Raw genomic sequence first — 16,093 nt, 5'->3', positions numbered from 1 at the left:
TTAAGATGGAAAACGGAAGTCATGAAGGGTTCATGAATCTCGTTTATGCAGGTTAAGTTGGAAAACAATAGCCATGAAAGTTCATGGTATTTAAGGCCGGTGATAATAACATACTAAGACAAGCATTTATGAAGTTTAGTGGAAACTTTATTGATTATCCAATATACTTGTAGGCGATGAAACCAAGAGAGTATTTAGACTAATAATGAAGGGGGAAATTGCCAGTGTCGAAATTGCCTAATTGTCCAAAATGTAATTCAGAATATACATATGAAGATGGAAATCTGTTTATTTGTCCGGAATGTGCCCATGAATGGAATCTGGAATCGGAGGCACAAAATGATGACGTAAAGGTTTATAAAGATGCAAATGGAAATATCCTAAACGATGGGGATACGGTTACGGTCATTAAAGACCTTAAGGTGAAAGGGAGTTCATCTGTTATCAAGGTTGGAACGAAGGTTAAAGGAATCCGTCTTGTGGATGGCGACCATGATATTGATTGCAAAATTGAAGGCTTTGGAGCCATGAAATTAAAATCTGAATTTGTTAAAAAGGTATAAGAAAGACAAGATATTAACATGCTTGTATGTAAGATGTCCTTACCTAAGGGCTCTGAATCGTTGAAGAAAGATAAAAGCTGTTCTGCCTAAAATGAGGCAGAAACAGCTTTTTCTTTTGCAACAAGCTGGATTTATGTGCATAGATTATGGATAAAACCAACTATGCAAAGGGGAATACTCGACATGATTCACCCACATACGGAATTACGCTTTATTAATGATCAGATAGGTTTTGGGGTATTTGCAACTGAATTCATTCCAAAGGGTACAATTACGTGGGCTTTGGATGAGCTGGATCAAATACTGGAGCCAAACGATGTTGAAAATCTAGATCAATACAGAAGGGAGCTCCTAAAGAAATACTCCTATCGTAATCAAGAAGGAAAATATATTCTTTGTTGGGATTTAGGCAGATATGTGAACCATAGTTTTCATGCTAATTGTTTAGGAACAGCTTATGAATTTGAAGTGGCAGTCCGGGACATTCATCCTGGGGAGCAATTAACGGATGATTATGGAACTTTAAATATAGATGAACCCTTTGAGTGTATACCAGAGGATGGAACAGAAAGAAAGGAAGTTTACCCTGATGATCTTCTTTATTTCTCAGAGGAATGGGATCAAAAAGTAATTGAAGCTTTACGAAACCTGCATGAGGTTAATCAGCCACTCATTCATCTCATTCAACCACAATTTATGGAAAAAGTAAAAATTGCATCGTCAGAGCAAATTCTATTGGATTCAATCCAATGCATCTATTATGACCGAAATAAACATAGGTAATGGATTATTAATGATGAAAGCTAAAAAGAGCAGGAGGTAAATTCCTTGCTCTTTCAGCATGTATATTTTTAATAGCAAAAAAAAGCTGTTATTCTACCTTAACCTTAACTTTATCAACCGCATTGTACCCATAGCCTTTTCTATTCCAGAAAGGTATCGATGGCTGAACTCGGTGGTAAGAATCGGTTGCTTTTGAAATAATCACGTATTCACCTTTCTCAGCTGCCTTCCACTGGTATGACCACGCCACCCAGCCATAACCAACAGGATCCCGATTTTCCATTTTCACATTTGTCCACGTTTGCCCATCATCCAAACTAATCTCAACTTTTGAAACAGTGCCTTCACCCGTCCAAGCTATTCCTTTTATTAAATGCTTACCTGTATTTAAAATTTTCATATCCAAAGGCTGCTGAATCGTTGAATTGACATGAAGCGTTGTGACCGGAAAAGCATCCTTGTCATTTTCCTTATGAGGATAATACACATAGTCTATCGATTGGAAAGGACCGGAAAAATGAGAATCAATAATCGATATTTGCTTTATCCATTTGACAGAAGCCATGCCGTACCATTGAGGCACAATTAATCGCAATGGGTAACCATGCTTAAACGGAATGGGCTGATGATTATATTCATAGGCAATTAAAGTATCAGGGTGCAGTGCTTTTTCGAGAGGCAGGCTTCGTGTATACGTATGAATCTGATCGGAATCGGTTCTTTTTCCATAATCGTAGCCTTCTATGACTACTTCCTTAGCCCCTTCTCTAATGCCAGTCTGTTTAAGCAAGACACGCAAAGGAACCCCCTTCCAATAACCTTGGCTTATTCCTCCCTTTTCCCATTGTTCCCCAAATACTTTAGGTTCGAAAAGGCTTCGCTTGTCTCCTGCACATTCGAGTGCAATCTTTACTGTTTTTGCTGGAAGCTGCAGAATGTTTTGCATAGAAAGCAGTGAGGGAGTTGATACGAGTCCATTAATAGGGAGCCAATAGCTTGAATAAGATAATGTCGGATAAGAAAAGTGGTTCCGTCTATAAAAAAATTTGGCTGGCACGATGTCATTTTTAATGAAATGAATCGGTGATTCCTGATTTTCAGGAACTAAGCTATGTGTTTTTAAAAAGGGCTTTACAACAGGATATGGCTGATTTTGCATAATTCCCTCCTGGTAAGAATGGTGATTAATAATGATTATGTTGAATTCATCCTAAGTAGGCATAGTTAACGTGAATAGAAAACTCAATTTATGCTTATTTTTCAAACAGGCTGTAATGGATATAACATCTATCTTTGAAATAAACTTTGATTTATTAGAAGGATCCGCGGGTTTATAAAAAATATGAAGCATACACCCTCCAACATCAGGGATGTATGCTTCTCTATACATCTATTTAACTTTTCTAATTTCAATTTGGAATTCTTTAAGTCTCTGGTACAGGGTTGTACGGGAGATGCTAAGGTGTTTGGCTGTTCTTGTGATATTTCCCTTGTGTTTCATTAATGTTTGAATGTAAAATTGGCGTTCGTGTTCATAGTTTTTTTCCTTTATATCCGTAATGCTCTTTATATTATGGAGGGTATAAGTGTCTTCCTGCTTAAATGCTTGGACATTTTCAGCTATTTCTTGAGGAAGATGCTCTTGTTCAATAATGGATGAGTTCCCTGCTAAGTAATAGGCCCTTTCAATAACGTTGCAAAGCTCTCGTACATTTCCGGGCCAATTGTATTTTTTCATTAGCATCATGGCTTCATTTGAAAATTCCTTCTTATTACCAGTTAGGGCATTGAAATCTTCTAAATAATGATAACTGAAATGGGCGATATCTTCAGGCCTTTTGCGAAGAGGTATTAATTCGATAGTAAAAACATTTAGCCGGTAATACAGGTCACTACGAAATGAGCCATTGAAGGCAATTTCCTGAAAAAGATCCTTATTCGTTGCGGCAATTATTCGAACGTCTAATGGAATAGGCTTGTGACCGCCAACGCGAACGACTTCTTTTTCTTGCAAAACCCTTAATAAGGCTGTTTGCAGCTCAAGAGGCATTTCACCAATTTCATCAAGAAAAAGAGTCCCGCCATTAGCAACCTCAAATTTGCCTGGGCTGCCGCCCTTTTTGGCACCTGTAAAAGCCCCTTCTACATACCCAAACAGTTCAGAATTAATCAGTTCTTTTGAAATTGCACCGCAATTTATCGCTACAAATGGCTTATTCCTCCGTGCACTTTCATTATGGATAGCACGGGCAAACATCTCTTTGCCAGTCCCGCTTTCCCCTAGTAAAAGAGTATTAGCTTGTATTTTCGAAGCAGAGCGTGCCAATTCAATTGTTTTTAAAAATAAATCACTAGAGCCGACTAGATCATAGGTGGTTAAGTTCTTTCTTTCATTAAAGGAAAACCGATACGGATGGCGAGGAAGGGATTTAAAATGAATAAAAATCAACGAATTTTTCTTTTGTACTTTAATCTCGTAGCTTTCTTCGCTATCCTTACGCCTTAAAATACTCTCCTCGCCCTTTTCTCTATCCGCCCTATTCAAAGAAATCTCCTGTAAAACAGTTTGTACTAGGCTTTGTTTATTTCTCCATAGTTCTGCTGCCTTATTGTTTTGAAAATGAATTTGCCCTTCCTTTATGATAAACAAGCCTCCCGGCTGCTGGTCTGTAATTTCACCAAGGGCGTTATTTAGAATATACTGTTTCTCTTGACTTTCAACTAGCTTAGAACTTAGATGGATGATACACCTAATGCTTTCCAGCAGCTGTTCAGTTGATTCAGATGAAGTCTTTGGCATATAAACGCCCAATACACCTTTAAGTTCATCAAATGATCCAATAATAGTGAACCCTGCAACAACATATGTATTGTTTGATTTCATATCCCTTTCATTTGTAACTTCATATGCGGAAGTTTTCACTCTGAAAGCAGCAGCAATTCCACTGTTTTTCAATAGAGTGCTATTTACCGTATCTCCCGGTCGCAAATTTAATAGTGGGGAGGTTGCTGCGGGAAAGCCACCATTAATGATTTCTATCAGCACACCTTCCTCATTAAAATAGGCAAACGGGAAGGGCAGCTTTGAAAGATTCTTTTTGAGTTCAGAAAGAAGGGGCTCGCATTGATTATTTTTAGTCTGGAATTGTTCATTCTTTTTGACAGGGATAATGTCCTTACGGTGTGATGGCAGGGCATCTTCCATTAAGGGAATCGGTTTAATTGGATTATCTGACTCCCATAAAATATGAAATTGACCGGATTCAGTAACCTTTCCAATCCGAGAATTTAGCCATACATGCTGATTGATCGGATCAACCATAATTTTCCCTTGTGGGGCTTCAATGGATAGACCAGACAAGGCACGTCGAATGGCATCAGCTGAGAAGGTATCTACTCTTTTGAGTGCTTCTGAAAGCAGGATCATGCTATTATAGGCACTTTCCATAACAGAACTAATAATATCAGTCCCATAAATTCGCTGGAATTCCATTATGAATTTTCTATTTTCGGCACGATCAATAGTGCTGAAATATGAAAAACTGGAATAAAGTTCAGTTTTTCCTTTAGGATCAATCGCTTTAATTTCGGTTTCTGCTGTCACATTACTAGCAATGGCCTGCTGAAACCCGAGTTTTTCATGCTGCTGGTAATAGCTAATAGTACTGTCGCCAACCAAGGTCGAAAAGATAATATCTGGATTCATCTGTCGGATTTCACTGAAATGCTTATCAAAAACTTGGTTTCCTAGTGCAACGTATTGTTCTCCAAACACAGATCCTCCGTGATATTCAACTAGCTGGCGTACGAATCGGTTTATCTCCCTAGGATAAATATAGTCTGAGCCTAGAAGGTAAAAGGTCTTTCCGACATGGCGGATGAGCCAAGGGATGAATTCCAGCAGCTGTTGATTAGGAGTTGAATTGGAATAAAAGATGTTGGGATGCATTTCTCCGCCTTCATTTATGGTCGGATAGAATAATAAATTATTATGCATTTCCAAAACGGGAATAACACTTTTCCTGCATGCAGCGGTGTAGCAGCCAACAATGGCCGTTACTTGATCGGTAACGATAAGCTTTTCAGCCTTCTGGCGAGTTATATCAGGATCGGAAGCTGCATCCTCAACGATCGGGATAAGTGTTTTTCCATTAATACCGCCGCTTTCATTAATATGTTTAATCGCTAATAAGCATGCTTGATACTGTCCCCGTTCGGTAATACTGGTTGTCCCTGTTAATGAAAAGAGAATTCCCACTTTCAACTCCTGTTTTTCCATTGATATTGGCTCCTTTCTTTTATAAAATTGTTCATTTTTTGTTCAGTACACTAATTTGACAGTTGAACATCCTCTTTACAGATTTGAGTGTACAAATGCTTAACATTTTGTTTGTGAGAAAATTTTTTAAATGAAAAATGTAATTTTTATAAAAGGAAGAAAAGTTGACTATCAAAAGGTTAACAACATCAATGTATTATATTCTTCATTTCATTAAAAAAACCTTTAAGTCTTTTATCTATGAAACTTGGTATGGATTTTGCATTACAAATAGTGAAGGGTGCAAAACAAAGAAAGGAAGTGACTGATTGTTTGGGTTTATTACAAATGTCACCCAAAATTCAAAGTTAATTGACTGACTATTCTAAAATTTATTCAGCTACTTTGGTAGGTCAGAAACATTACATGTTGAAAATTAAGGAGGGTTTATTTTGAATGCACAAGCAAAGAAAGCTTATTTAAGTACAGATAAATACATCCTTGAGAATAACATTAAGCCCCTTATTACAGAGGAGTTAATTGAAGAGCATAGAAAGCAGCCTGTTGGCAGACATAGCTATAATCTGAGCATGGTTCTCAATTTCCTAAGAAGAAATCACGAAATTATCGAAGGAAAAGATCTTATTGTTTGTACAAAGCCACATCAAGAATGGTGTTTAGGGGAGCATCCAGGGAAGCGCGGAGTTCCTTATAAAGTTTTTGAAGATCAATGCTTTGACACACGTGAGAAGGCGGAGCATGCATTATTCCTTAAAAGACTCAAAAAACATGGATTAGTAGATTAATAACTACCAAAAAGGGAGAGGATTCTATTGGCAATTAACGGTTATACAGATCGATTAAGTGTTCAGCCTGGTCAAAATATTAAATTTATGGTAAACAGTGACCAAAAAAAATATAAAACAGAAATTGTCCATCTTGTCCATGGAGATTCCAACCCTGAAGGGCCAGGACTAAAGATTTATAGTGTAGATGCAGATGTGAATAAGGAGTATGATGGCAGAAAGCAGGCCATACATATGGGGTCCTATATCAAATTCGATTCTCAGTCTCATTTTGAAAGCGTTAGCAGTTTTTCGTTGCAAGCAATGATTTTTCCAACAACACCTGATTTAGGCGTGCAAGGAATTCTAACAAAATGGTCCCCTGATCAAAATTCAGGCTATGGCCTTTTTATTGACGAAAAAGGCTGTCTGGCTTTATGGATTGGCGATCAAAACGGGAAAGTTGAGAAGGTTAGCACAAACAAGCCACTTATACAAGGCACATGGTTTTTTGTTGGGGGATCCTTTGATGCAGAAACGGGAAAAATAACTGTTTTCCAAGAAGCTGTTATTACGAAAACAAATGGGAGATTTTCACTTCCATTCGGCATTGATGATATGAATGCTAGTAATGAAGTAGAGACTGTAGTGAAGCCCCATACTTCCAATGATGCTGAATTCATTATCGCTAGTATTTTCCAAAAGGCAGACGGTAAACAAAAGGTTATTTGGCGATTCAATGGAAAAATTGACCGTCCGCGTATAGCGAATGCAGCTTTAACGAAAGAAGAAATGTCTGCATGGATTGAAAATCCTTCTGGAAATCGCGTTGTAGCTGCATGGGACTTTGCAGAGGGGATTACGAAGAAGGGCATCAAGGAGCTTGAAAAGATATATGATAAGGGGCCAAATCAAATCCATGGTGAAGCAGTTAATCACCCTACTCGCGCGATGACTGGATATAACTGGACATCTGAGGAGCAAAACTTTACCCATGCTCCAGAACAATATGGAGCTATTCAATTCCATGATGATGATATGACTGATGCGAAATGGGATGTTGACTTTGAATGGACAGTACCTGACTCGTTAAAAAGCGGTGTATATGCTGCCCATGTGTATGCAGGAGATGATGAGGATTACATTGTATTCTTTGTTAGACCGAAGAAGGGAAAGCCTACTGCGAAAGCAGCTCTAATTATTCCTACTGCCAGCTATTTAGCATACGCCAACAACCGCTTCCAGGATATCCCGCTTGCCCAGCTTATGTTTGGAAGGGCTCCAGTCGTACAGCAGGAGGATATGTATTTAGGGGAGCATGCGGAATTTGGTCTATCCACATATGATCATCATAATGATGGCTCTGGGGTTTGCTTCTCATCAAGCTTGCGGCCAATTTTGAATATGAGACCAAAATACCGTCATAATCTATCTCCTTCCCTATGGCAATTTAATGCGGATTTACACTTAATCGACTGGCTGACTGAAAAAGGCTTTGACTTTGATGTCATTACGGATCAAGACTTGCATTTTGAAGGATATGAGCTGTTAAGCCATTATCAAGTGGCCATTACAGGCTCTCACCCAGAGTACTACTCGGGCCAAATGCTGGATGCTGTAGAGGATTACCAAGCTAATGGGGGCCGCTTCATGTATATGGGCTCAAATGGATTCTATTGGGTTGTTACCTTTGATCCGAAAAATCCAAACCTCATGGAAGTTCGAAAGAATTATGGAAACCAAGGCTGGAAATCTAAACCGGGCGAAATTCATTTAAGTATTACAGGCGAACAGGGCAGTATTTGGAAGCACCGCGGCAGGGCGCCTCAAAAGGTTTGCGGCGTAGGATATATGGCGGAGGGCTTTGAAGTATCCTCTTATTATCTCAGATCAGAAGATAGCTTTGAACCAGGAGTAGAATGGATTTTTGAGGGAATTGGAAAAGACGAAAAAATCGGTGACTTTGGTCTAGTAGGTGGAGGAGCAGCTGGATTAGAATTAGATATTTATGATGAGGAGCTTGGAACTCCTTCACATGCCGTCATTGTGGCTTCATCTGTAGGCCACACAAATGTCTATGTGCCGGTAGCAGAAGAATTGTACTTTAATATTCCAGGCCTAGGCGGGGAAGAGAATCCAAGAGTTAGGGCTGATATGGTTTACTACCCGACCCCAAATGGTGGTGCGGTATTCTCAACAAGCTCTATTGCTTATTGCGGAAGCNNAATATTTCTCGTCTAACAGAGAATGTTTTGAATCGTTTCTTATCAGATGAACCGATTCCATTTCCGGATTTGAGCAAGAAGGCTGAAACTGTAAAATAATTGTTTTAATAAGAAAGAGTTATTGTTAGATTAATAGTTTAATGGGTATGGTAAGCTCCGGTCAAAAATTAGAGGAGCTTACCTTTTTGTTGTATAGAATCCCCTTTACTTTACTAATGTTTTAAATTAAAATATCTCCAATTAAATATAATTATCAATACGTTAGTTTATATGTATTAGGCATATAATAAAAAAAACGTTTATAAAGGGGTAATGAGGATGAACAGCTTCCATAAGAAACCAAATATTTATGTTGGAGAAGTGAATTTAAAAGTAAAAGACTTACAAGCCTCAATCAATTTTTATCAAAATTTAATGGGCTTCAATATATTAGAAGAAACTAGTCATAAAGCTGTCCTAACAACTGATGGGAAAACTCCATTAGTCACACTTGAACAGCCTGCAGATGTCGTCCCGAAAACTGGCCGTACGTCAGGTTTATATCATTTTGCCATTCTGCTGCCAACCCGAGCTGATTTATCTGTCTTTTTACGGCATTTGCTTCAGACTGGCTACCGATTTGGAGCGGCCGATCATTATGTGAGTGAAGCTTTGTATCTCAATGATCCAGATGGAAATGGAATCGAAGTATATCGTGACCGCCCGTCTGATGAATGGAATTGGAAGAATGGGTTAGTGGATATGGCAACGGAACAGCTGGATGGGGAAGGAATCTTGGCTGAAAGTAATGCGGAGTGGACTGGTTTGCCTGCTGATACTCTGATGGGGCATATTCACCTGCATGTAGCGGATCTCCATCAGGCAGAGGAATTTTATACGAAGGGCCTTGGTTTTCAGACTGTTAGCTACTACCCGCAAGCTGTCTTTCTATCAACCGGAGGCTACCATCATCATATTGCCATCAATACTTGGCAGGGAGTCGGAGCACCAACCCCTCCGGAAAATAGTGTAGGTTTGAAATGGTACACACTTGTTTTTCCGAATGAGGCAGCTAGAGACAACGTGGTTGCACAGTTGAAGGGAATCGGTGCATCGGTTAAAGAGGAAGAGGATTATTATGTGACAAGTGACCCAGCTGGGAATGGGATACGGTTGGTTGTCTAAGCAGATAAAGCAGGCCTAGAGATGGGGAGCACAACCATCTTAGGCTTGCTTTTCATTTTTTTGAAAAGAATATTGTTTCTTCGTGGTTGGAGAGTTTCCCTCCATTTTTGCCTTTTATCCTCTTTGCAGAGTATGATTAAAATATGTATGAACGTATCCTCAGAAAGGAGCGGTACATGTGGAACTGCATTTAACTCAAAAAATGATCAAAGACATGTGCGGTGCTGTCTCCTTCAAAAGAGGAGACTCTTTTTATCGTGCGGGAAAGATAAAGATAAATAAATACAGTCATAATTGCTGTGAAGCTACAGTTACAGGTACGGAAGACTTCAATGTGACGATTGAAATGAATGAAAGTGGCGGCCTAAAGACCGCATGTAGCTGTCCAAAGCTTGCTTCTGTTAAAAATGATTGCCAGCATATTGCGGCTGTTTTGCTAGCTATGTACGATCGGCAGCGTCAAGGGGCAGAGCCGATGCAGAATGATTTGCTGACGGAGGGGCTGCTTCGGCTTTTCAACGATCAGCCCGTTCGGTCAAGCGGCGAGCAGCTTCATTTTGAAAATAGACAAGTTCTTCCTGCTGAACTCATCTGTAAACCGGTGGATACGGGCAAGGGTTCATGGATGATGGGGGTCGAAATAAAAGTAGGCCCTGTTCATGTCCTGGATATTCGGGGATTTCTGGATAGAATGGGGGCAGGCCAATCCTGCGAGCTTTCTACACTATTCACGTATGATTCGGGGATTCATTGCTTTCAAAAGGAAACAGATGATGTGATTCAGGAGCTCCTTCAAGTAAGGCAAGATGAAAAGGCCTCTCTGTCAAATCAATCGGACGGTGCAAAAAGCGACCACATGGTGATGATTCCGTCTTCTTCTTGGGGACGACTTCTTCCTCTCCTTATTAAGGCTCCACTCGTTAAGCTAATGTATGCCGGAAATACGTTTGAAGGTCTACGGTTGTCAGAAGAGGGGCTTCCGTTACAGTTTGACTTTGAAGAAAGTGAAAGAAAAGGATATCAGTTGCGTATAAGCGGAATGGACCGTTTGATGGTGATGGATTTATACAGGGCAGTCTTATATGATGGGCGAATCATTCAGCTGAAAGAAGAAGACTGCAGGCGTCTAATGGAATTGAAACAAATGCTCGAAACGACCGGAACGAATGAAATTCCGATTTCGAGCAATCAGGTTGATTTTTTTTTGGAAAAAGTGATTCCGGGCTTGAAAAAAGTCGGAAATGTTCGTATATCAGATGCCATTGCTAATCGGCTTGTGAGGGCTCCATTAATCGCGAAGCTTTATTTGGATCGGGTAAAAAATCGTCTGCTCGCTGGGCTTGAGTTTCATTATGAAAATATCGTCATCAACCCGCTAGAGGGACGGGAACCGCCTTTGAGCATCATGCTCATAAGGGACGAGGAAAAGGAAGACGCGATCCTTCAGCTGATGGAGGATAGCTCCTTCGGTAAAACAGATGGCGGTTATTTTTTGCAAAATGAAGAGCTAGAGTTCGAGTTTTTATGCTACACCGTTCCAAAGCTGGAGAAGCTTATGCAGATTTATGCCACAACAGCGGTAAGAAATCGGATTTTCAGAGAAAACGCCCGTCCGCAAATTAGGGTGAGGGTCAAGAAGGAACGCACCAATTGGCTGGAGTTTAAATTTGAAATGGACGGCATACCTGAACAGCAAATCCGGGATATTTTACAAGCTTTGGAGGAAAAAAGAAGGTATTATCGTTTGCGAAACGGATCGTTGCTTTCATTGGAAACACGGGAGTTTGAAGAAATACAACGTTTCCTGCGTGCTGTTCCTGCCCAAGATGAAGATTTAGAAAGCGGGTTGAATGTCCCGATTGTTCAGGGGCTTCGGCTGCTAGATTCGGCAGAGGGGAGCCAAGCCTTTACATTGGAGGAATCGTTTAAGCAGTTTTTAGAAAAGCTTCGCAATCCTGCAAGTTTGGAGGACAAGGTTCCAGAGAAGTTAGAGCCTATTTTGCGGGATTACCAAAAACAAGGCTTTAAGTGGATGAAAACCCTTGCCGGCTATGGGTTCGGAGGGATTCTTGCAGATGATATGGGACTTGGGAAAACACTGCAGAGCATTGCGTTTATTTTATCAGAGCTCTCGGATATCCGTGAGAAGAGGGAGCCTGTTCTGATCGTATGTCCATCCTCATTAACCTATAACTGGCTTAGCGAATTGATGAAGTTTGCTCCGGAAATAGAAGCTTTGGTGATGGATGGCAGTAAAGCAGAGAGGGTCCAATTGCAAAGGGCTTGCATAGAAATGGATGTCGTTATTACCTCTTACCCCCTGCTGCGCCGAGATATCAAATGGTACGAGAAACAGGCCTTCCATACTGTGTTTTTCGATGAGGCACAGGCCTTTAAAAATCCGATCACGCAAACAGCGAGAGCGGTGAAAAGAATACAGGCGAACCACCGTTTTGCCCTCACCGGGACGCCTATTGAAAATTCGATTGAGGAGCTTTGGTCGATTTTTCACGTTGTCTTTCCAGAATTATTTATGGGATTACAGGAATACAGTCACTTGTCAAAAAAGACGATATCCAGAAGAATTCGTCCATTCTTGCTTCGCAGGCTGAAGGAGGATGTTCTGTCAGAGCTTCCTGAGAAAAATGAAGCGGTGATATCAGTAGAGCTGTTCCCGGATCAGAAGAAATTGTATGCAGCCTATTTGGCGAAGCTTCGTCATGACACGCTTAAACATTTGGACAAGAACACACTCAGGAAAAATCGCATTCGGATTCTTGCAGGATTAACAAGATTAAGACAAATTTGCTGCCATCCAGCCTTGTTCGTAGACGGCTATAAAGGAAGCTCAGCAAAATTTTTGCAGCTCATGCAGCTAATTGAAGAGGCAAGGCTTTCAGGAAGAAGGGTGCTGATTTTCTCCCAATTTACAAAAATGCTTTCGCTTATTGGCAGAGAACTGGTGAAACAAGGTCTGCCTTTCTTCTATTTGGATGGTCAAACTCCATCCGAAGAACGTGTGGATTTATGCAATCAATTCAATGCAGGGGAGCGCCACTTTTTCCTCATTTCCTTGAAAGCGGGCGGCACAGGGCTCAACCTGACTGGTGCTGACACGGTTATTCTATATGATCTTTGGTGGAATCCGGCTGTCGAGGAGCAGGCTGCAGACCGCGCTCATCGCATCGGGCAAACGAAAACGGTGCAGGTCATTAAGCTTATATCCCGCGGGACCATCGAGGAAAAAGTGAATGAACTGCAGGAGAAAAAGCGCCATTTAATAGAAGAGGTCATAGAATCCAAGGAGGGTGTGATGTCTGCTCTTACGGATGAAGATATTAGGGAGATATTGGGGGTTTAAGGGCGACATAGAAACGCTATAAAAAAATTGAGAGACAGATACATACGTTTTGTCTCTCTCTCCTCCTTTAAGAAATTATTTAAATGTAGAAATAGATTCTTCAAGCTTTTCCGCAAATCCCTTTAATAAAAGAGTTGTTTCCTCTAAATTATTTATTTTTTCTATTTCCTCTTTCGATGCACGATCTACTTCTATCGTATCTTCAACCGTTTGTTTTGTAATATTGGCAATACTCTCTAGGGATGCGAACATTTCCTCTTTTTGATTGAGTATATATTCGTTTAGGTGGAATATAATTCCGCCTGTTGGAATGTATTAGAAATGTATTTATCAAGGTTGAAACTTCTTTCTTATTCAAACGTAAATAAGTAAATGCCCAAATATTTAACAATTTTATAACAGATTGCATAATAGTGTTGTAACGTTCATTTGTAATTAGTATTATAGGGGAAATGCAGGATAGGTATTGACCTACAATTGAAATTTGATCATACATAGGGCTTAGTACCCTTTTTTGAAAGCGCTATTAAATTTTTACTAATTTGCTCATATGGTCGGAAAAAGGGAGAGAATTTTACCGAACCATATGCTTCATTTTTTGATCGCTTAGTTTCAAAAATCAACAAACATTATTTTTAAAAGAATATTAGATTTAAAGAAACGGGAGGGAGAGTGTGATGAGCGGAAACTCCATTACGATAGAACAATTAGTTCGGCAGTTTAAATTAGAGGTTTTAGCTGGAGAGAATCAATTGGACCGGATCATTACGAAACCGAAAACCGTTCGACCGGGCTTAGAATTTATCGATTTCTTTGAATTTTTACCGATGGAAAATGTTCAGATTCTTGGGAAGCATGAAGTAAATTATTTAAAGACGTTAGATGATGATGAGAGGAAGCTCCGTGCTGGCAATATTGTTAAATATAATCCTCCATGTATTATCGTGACCGCACATCAGGAAAATCCGAAGTACTTGACCCAATTTTGTAACGAAGAGAAGATCCCTTTGCTGCAAACAGAGGAATCCACTTACGAATTTATTGCAAAGCTTGATGCCTTTATGGTCAAAACCCTAGCACCCGAAATTGCTGTACACGGTGTATGTGTGAACGTTTCAGGGATCGGCATTTTGCTGAGAGGTAAATCAGGCGTTGGAAAAAGTGAGACCGCCCATACGCTAATCGGACGCGGACACCGACTGATCGCCGATGACATCGTTGTGCTGAAAAAACTTAGCCCGCAAACGCTTCTCGGCTCCCATAATGGAATGAATAAGGAATTCCTTGCTCTGCGCAGCATTGGACTATTAAATGTAGTGCGTCTGTATGGAAGGAAGGCTTTCCAAGAGGAAACCCGGATCGCTCTTGATATCGAATTAACGAAGTGGGAAAAGGATGATCTTAATAACGAGCTTGAGCTTGAGTCCAAGTTTACGGAATACATGGGTGTTCAGATCCCTCATATACAAATTCAGCTCCAGCCAGGCCGAGATGTGGCTGGATTAATCGAAGCCGCCGCCAATAATTGGTACTTAAAGCAGCAAGGCTACAGCGCAGCGGAAGAATTCATGAAGCGCCTTGAAGGAGAGGGGCCGGAGTCGAGCTGGAAATAAGTATTTAATGAATAGCAGACCCTCTGCCTGTTTGATAGGGTAGGGGGTTACTTTGTGGAAAGTATTGATAATATTTTGATTAGATTTAGAATTAAGGTATCCTCTATAAAAATTCTAATCTTATCTTCAAGCTAAGTAATATCTCTTAAGGTTACTCAAATCAAACAAAGAATAGGATGTGGAATATGCTTATTAAAGCCCGTGTGGAACCGGTAGAATTAAAGGTTTTACGGCAATTAAATGTACGATCAAATCTAACTGAAACGGAGCAGAGTTATTATTGCAGCCTAGAGAAGGGGTTTCAAGGAGAGTTACTGTTTGATGTATTAACAGAGCCTCTTTCAACCCACTGGCTAATTTTAAATGACCTAATGCTTGAATATAATCATGCTGTTTTTCAAATTGACACGCTGTTTATATCTTCAGAAAAAATTATTATCTTTGAAGCGAAAAATTATGAGGGTGATTACTTTATCAAGGATGATAAGTGGAATACCTTATCAGGTGTCGGAATAAGGAACCCTTTACACCAGTTAGAACGAAATGAATCCCTTCTTCGGAGATTGCTTGAGGAATTTGGAGTCACCACCCCCATTGAAAAATACCTCATTTTCATTAACCCCGAATTTTATTTATACCAAGCGCCATTAAACCTCCCTATTATTTTTCCAACACAACTCAACCGATTAATAAAAAAATTAAGCAAAAACTCTATAAACTACAAAGAAAGCCATGTTAATTTTGCAAAACGATTAGCATCTATGCATGTTAAGAAGTCCCCTTATATGAGATTGCCAAGCTATAGTTATGAAGAACTGAAAAAAGGAATAACCTGTGTTAGCTGTCATTCGTTTAATATTGAGATTAGGAGTACTCGTTTAATCTGTAAAGTTTGTGGATGCCATGAAAAACTTGCCGAGGCAGCTTTACGCGGTATAGAGGAATTTAGGTTTCTTTTTCCAGATAGGAAAATCACCATAAGTGAGAGTATGGACTGGTTAAAAATAGACTCAAGGACCACTATGAGAAGGCTGCTTTCACAAAACTTTAAACAAATGGGACGAGGCAGGTATTCTTATTATGTGGAGAAATAGTTTTTGTTGTTCCTATTATGCAATAACTGTAATGTAAGTGTTTTGGATGGTCTTAGCTAATAACGCTAACATAGGAAGGTTTAATCTGGGAGTTTTAGAGAAGCTTAACAAAAAGTGCTAACATAGAGAGAGTGCAATGTAAGGTTTTTGTTGGATTTAGTGAAAAACACTAACATAGGAGCGTCCAATGTTAGTGTTTTGTTGATTTAGTAGAAAAACACTAACATTGGAGCGTTCAATGTAAGGG

At 39.8% G+C, this 16,093-nt stretch carries 11 protein-coding genes; 8 read left to right on the top strand and 3 right to left on the bottom strand.

What is annotated here, in order from left to right:
- The first annotated feature begins 224 nt into the window (after nucleotides 1-224).
- Together V7149_RS06415 and V7149_RS06410 are read left to right on the top strand one after the other, a co-directional pair.
- Nucleotides 225-563, top strand: a complete 339-nt coding sequence (locus V7149_RS06415; protein WP_066296368.1) for a zinc ribbon domain-containing protein YjdM — start codon at nucleotides 225-227, stop codon at nucleotides 561-563.
- A gap of 183 nt (nucleotides 564-746) precedes the next feature.
- Nucleotides 747-1,346 carry an SET domain-containing protein gene (locus V7149_RS06410; protein WP_335344820.1) on the top strand — a complete coding sequence of 200 codons (600 nt, stop codon included), beginning with the start codon at nucleotides 747-749 and terminating at the stop codon, nucleotides 1,344-1,346.
- 88 nt (nucleotides 1,347-1,434) lie between these two features.
- On the opposite strand, the gene V7149_RS06405 is transcribed toward V7149_RS06410, so the two are convergent.
- Both V7149_RS06405 and V7149_RS06400 read right to left on the bottom strand, forming a co-directional pair.
- Entirely contained in the window at nucleotides 1,435-2,505 is a 1,071-nt protein-coding gene (locus tag V7149_RS06405) for a sulfite oxidase (protein WP_335344819.1), read from the bottom strand.
- A gap of 231 nt (nucleotides 2,506-2,736) precedes the next feature.
- Entirely contained in the window at nucleotides 2,737-5,625 is a 2,889-nt protein-coding gene (locus V7149_RS06400) for a transporter substrate-binding protein (RefSeq protein ID WP_335344818.1), read from the bottom strand.
- Nucleotides 5,626-6,056: 431 nt separating this feature from the next.
- Between V7149_RS06400 and V7149_RS06395 the strand changes: the two genes are divergently transcribed.
- The 4 genes from V7149_RS06395 to V7149_RS06380 all read left to right on the top strand — a co-directional run bounded on the left by V7149_RS06395 (nucleotide 6,057) and on the right by V7149_RS06380 (nucleotide 13,139).
- Entirely contained in the window at nucleotides 6,057-6,410 is a 354-nt protein-coding gene (locus V7149_RS06395) for a hypothetical protein (RefSeq protein ID WP_315666659.1), read from the top strand.
- A gap of 87 nt (nucleotides 6,411-6,497) precedes the next feature.
- The gene (locus tag V7149_RS06390) at nucleotides 6,498-8,630 is read left to right on the top strand and encodes a N,N-dimethylformamidase beta subunit family domain-containing protein (RefSeq protein ID WP_438824089.1); all 2,133 of its coding nucleotides are present in this window, start codon (nucleotides 6,498-6,500) and stop codon (nucleotides 8,628-8,630) included.
- A gap of 302 nt (nucleotides 8,631-8,932) precedes the next feature.
- Nucleotides 8,933-9,778 (top strand): VOC family protein, encoded by an 846-nt coding sequence (locus V7149_RS06385; protein WP_335344816.1) that lies wholly within the window; start codon nucleotides 8,933-8,935, stop codon nucleotides 9,776-9,778.
- Nucleotides 9,779-9,956: 178 nt separating this feature from the next.
- Nucleotides 9,957-13,139 (top strand): DEAD/DEAH box helicase, encoded by a 3,183-nt coding sequence (locus V7149_RS06380; RefSeq protein WP_335344815.1) that lies wholly within the window; start codon nucleotides 9,957-9,959, stop codon nucleotides 13,137-13,139.
- Nucleotides 13,140-13,214: 75 nt separating this feature from the next.
- On the opposite strand, the gene V7149_RS06375 is transcribed toward V7149_RS06380, so the two are convergent.
- Entirely contained in the window at nucleotides 13,215-13,391 is a 177-nt protein-coding gene (locus V7149_RS06375; protein ID WP_335344814.1) for a hypothetical protein, read from the bottom strand.
- Nucleotides 13,392-13,816: 425 nt separating this feature from the next.
- Between V7149_RS06375 and hprK the strand changes: the two genes are divergently transcribed.
- Together hprK and V7149_RS06365 are read left to right on the top strand one after the other, a co-directional pair.
- A complete protein-coding gene (gene hprK / locus V7149_RS06370) occupies nucleotides 13,817-14,752 on the top strand; it encodes an HPr(Ser) kinase/phosphatase (protein WP_335344813.1) in 936 nt (311 codons plus the stop codon).
- A gap of 185 nt (nucleotides 14,753-14,937) precedes the next feature.
- Nucleotides 14,938-15,846 (top strand): nuclease-related domain-containing protein, encoded by a 909-nt coding sequence (locus V7149_RS06365; protein ID WP_335344812.1) that lies wholly within the window; start codon nucleotides 14,938-14,940, stop codon nucleotides 15,844-15,846.
- Nucleotides 15,847-16,093 lie beyond the last annotated feature (247 nt).

The organism is Bacillus sp. JJ1503 (assembly GCF_036965125.1).
GTDB lineage: Bacteria > Bacillota > Bacilli > Bacillales > Cytobacillaceae > Cytobacillus.
This window is presented reverse-complemented; position numbering and strand designations above follow the sequence as displayed.

Coding starts and splice junctions, on each gene's coding strand:
- V7149_RS06410 (WP_335344820.1), top strand. CDS start 747: ATGATTCACCCACATACGGAATTACGCTTTATTAATGATCAGATAGGT.
- V7149_RS06405 (WP_335344819.1), bottom strand. CDS start 2,505: ATGCAAAATCAGCCATATCCTGTTGTAAAGCCCTTTTTAAAAACACAT.
- hprK (WP_335344813.1), top strand. CDS start 13,817: ATGAGCGGAAACTCCATTACGATAGAACAATTAGTTCGGCAGTTTAAA.
- V7149_RS06375 (WP_335344814.1), bottom strand. CDS start 13,391: ATGTTCGCATCCCTAGAGAGTATTGCCAATATTACAAAACAAACGGTT.
- V7149_RS06400 (WP_335344818.1), bottom strand. CDS start 5,625: ATGGAAAAACAGGAGTTGAAAGTGGGAATTCTCTTTTCATTAACAGGG.
- V7149_RS06365 (WP_335344812.1), top strand. CDS start 14,938: ATGCTTATTAAAGCCCGTGTGGAACCGGTAGAATTAAAGGTTTTACGG.
- V7149_RS06385 (WP_335344816.1), top strand. CDS start 8,933: ATGAACAGCTTCCATAAGAAACCAAATATTTATGTTGGAGAAGTGAAT.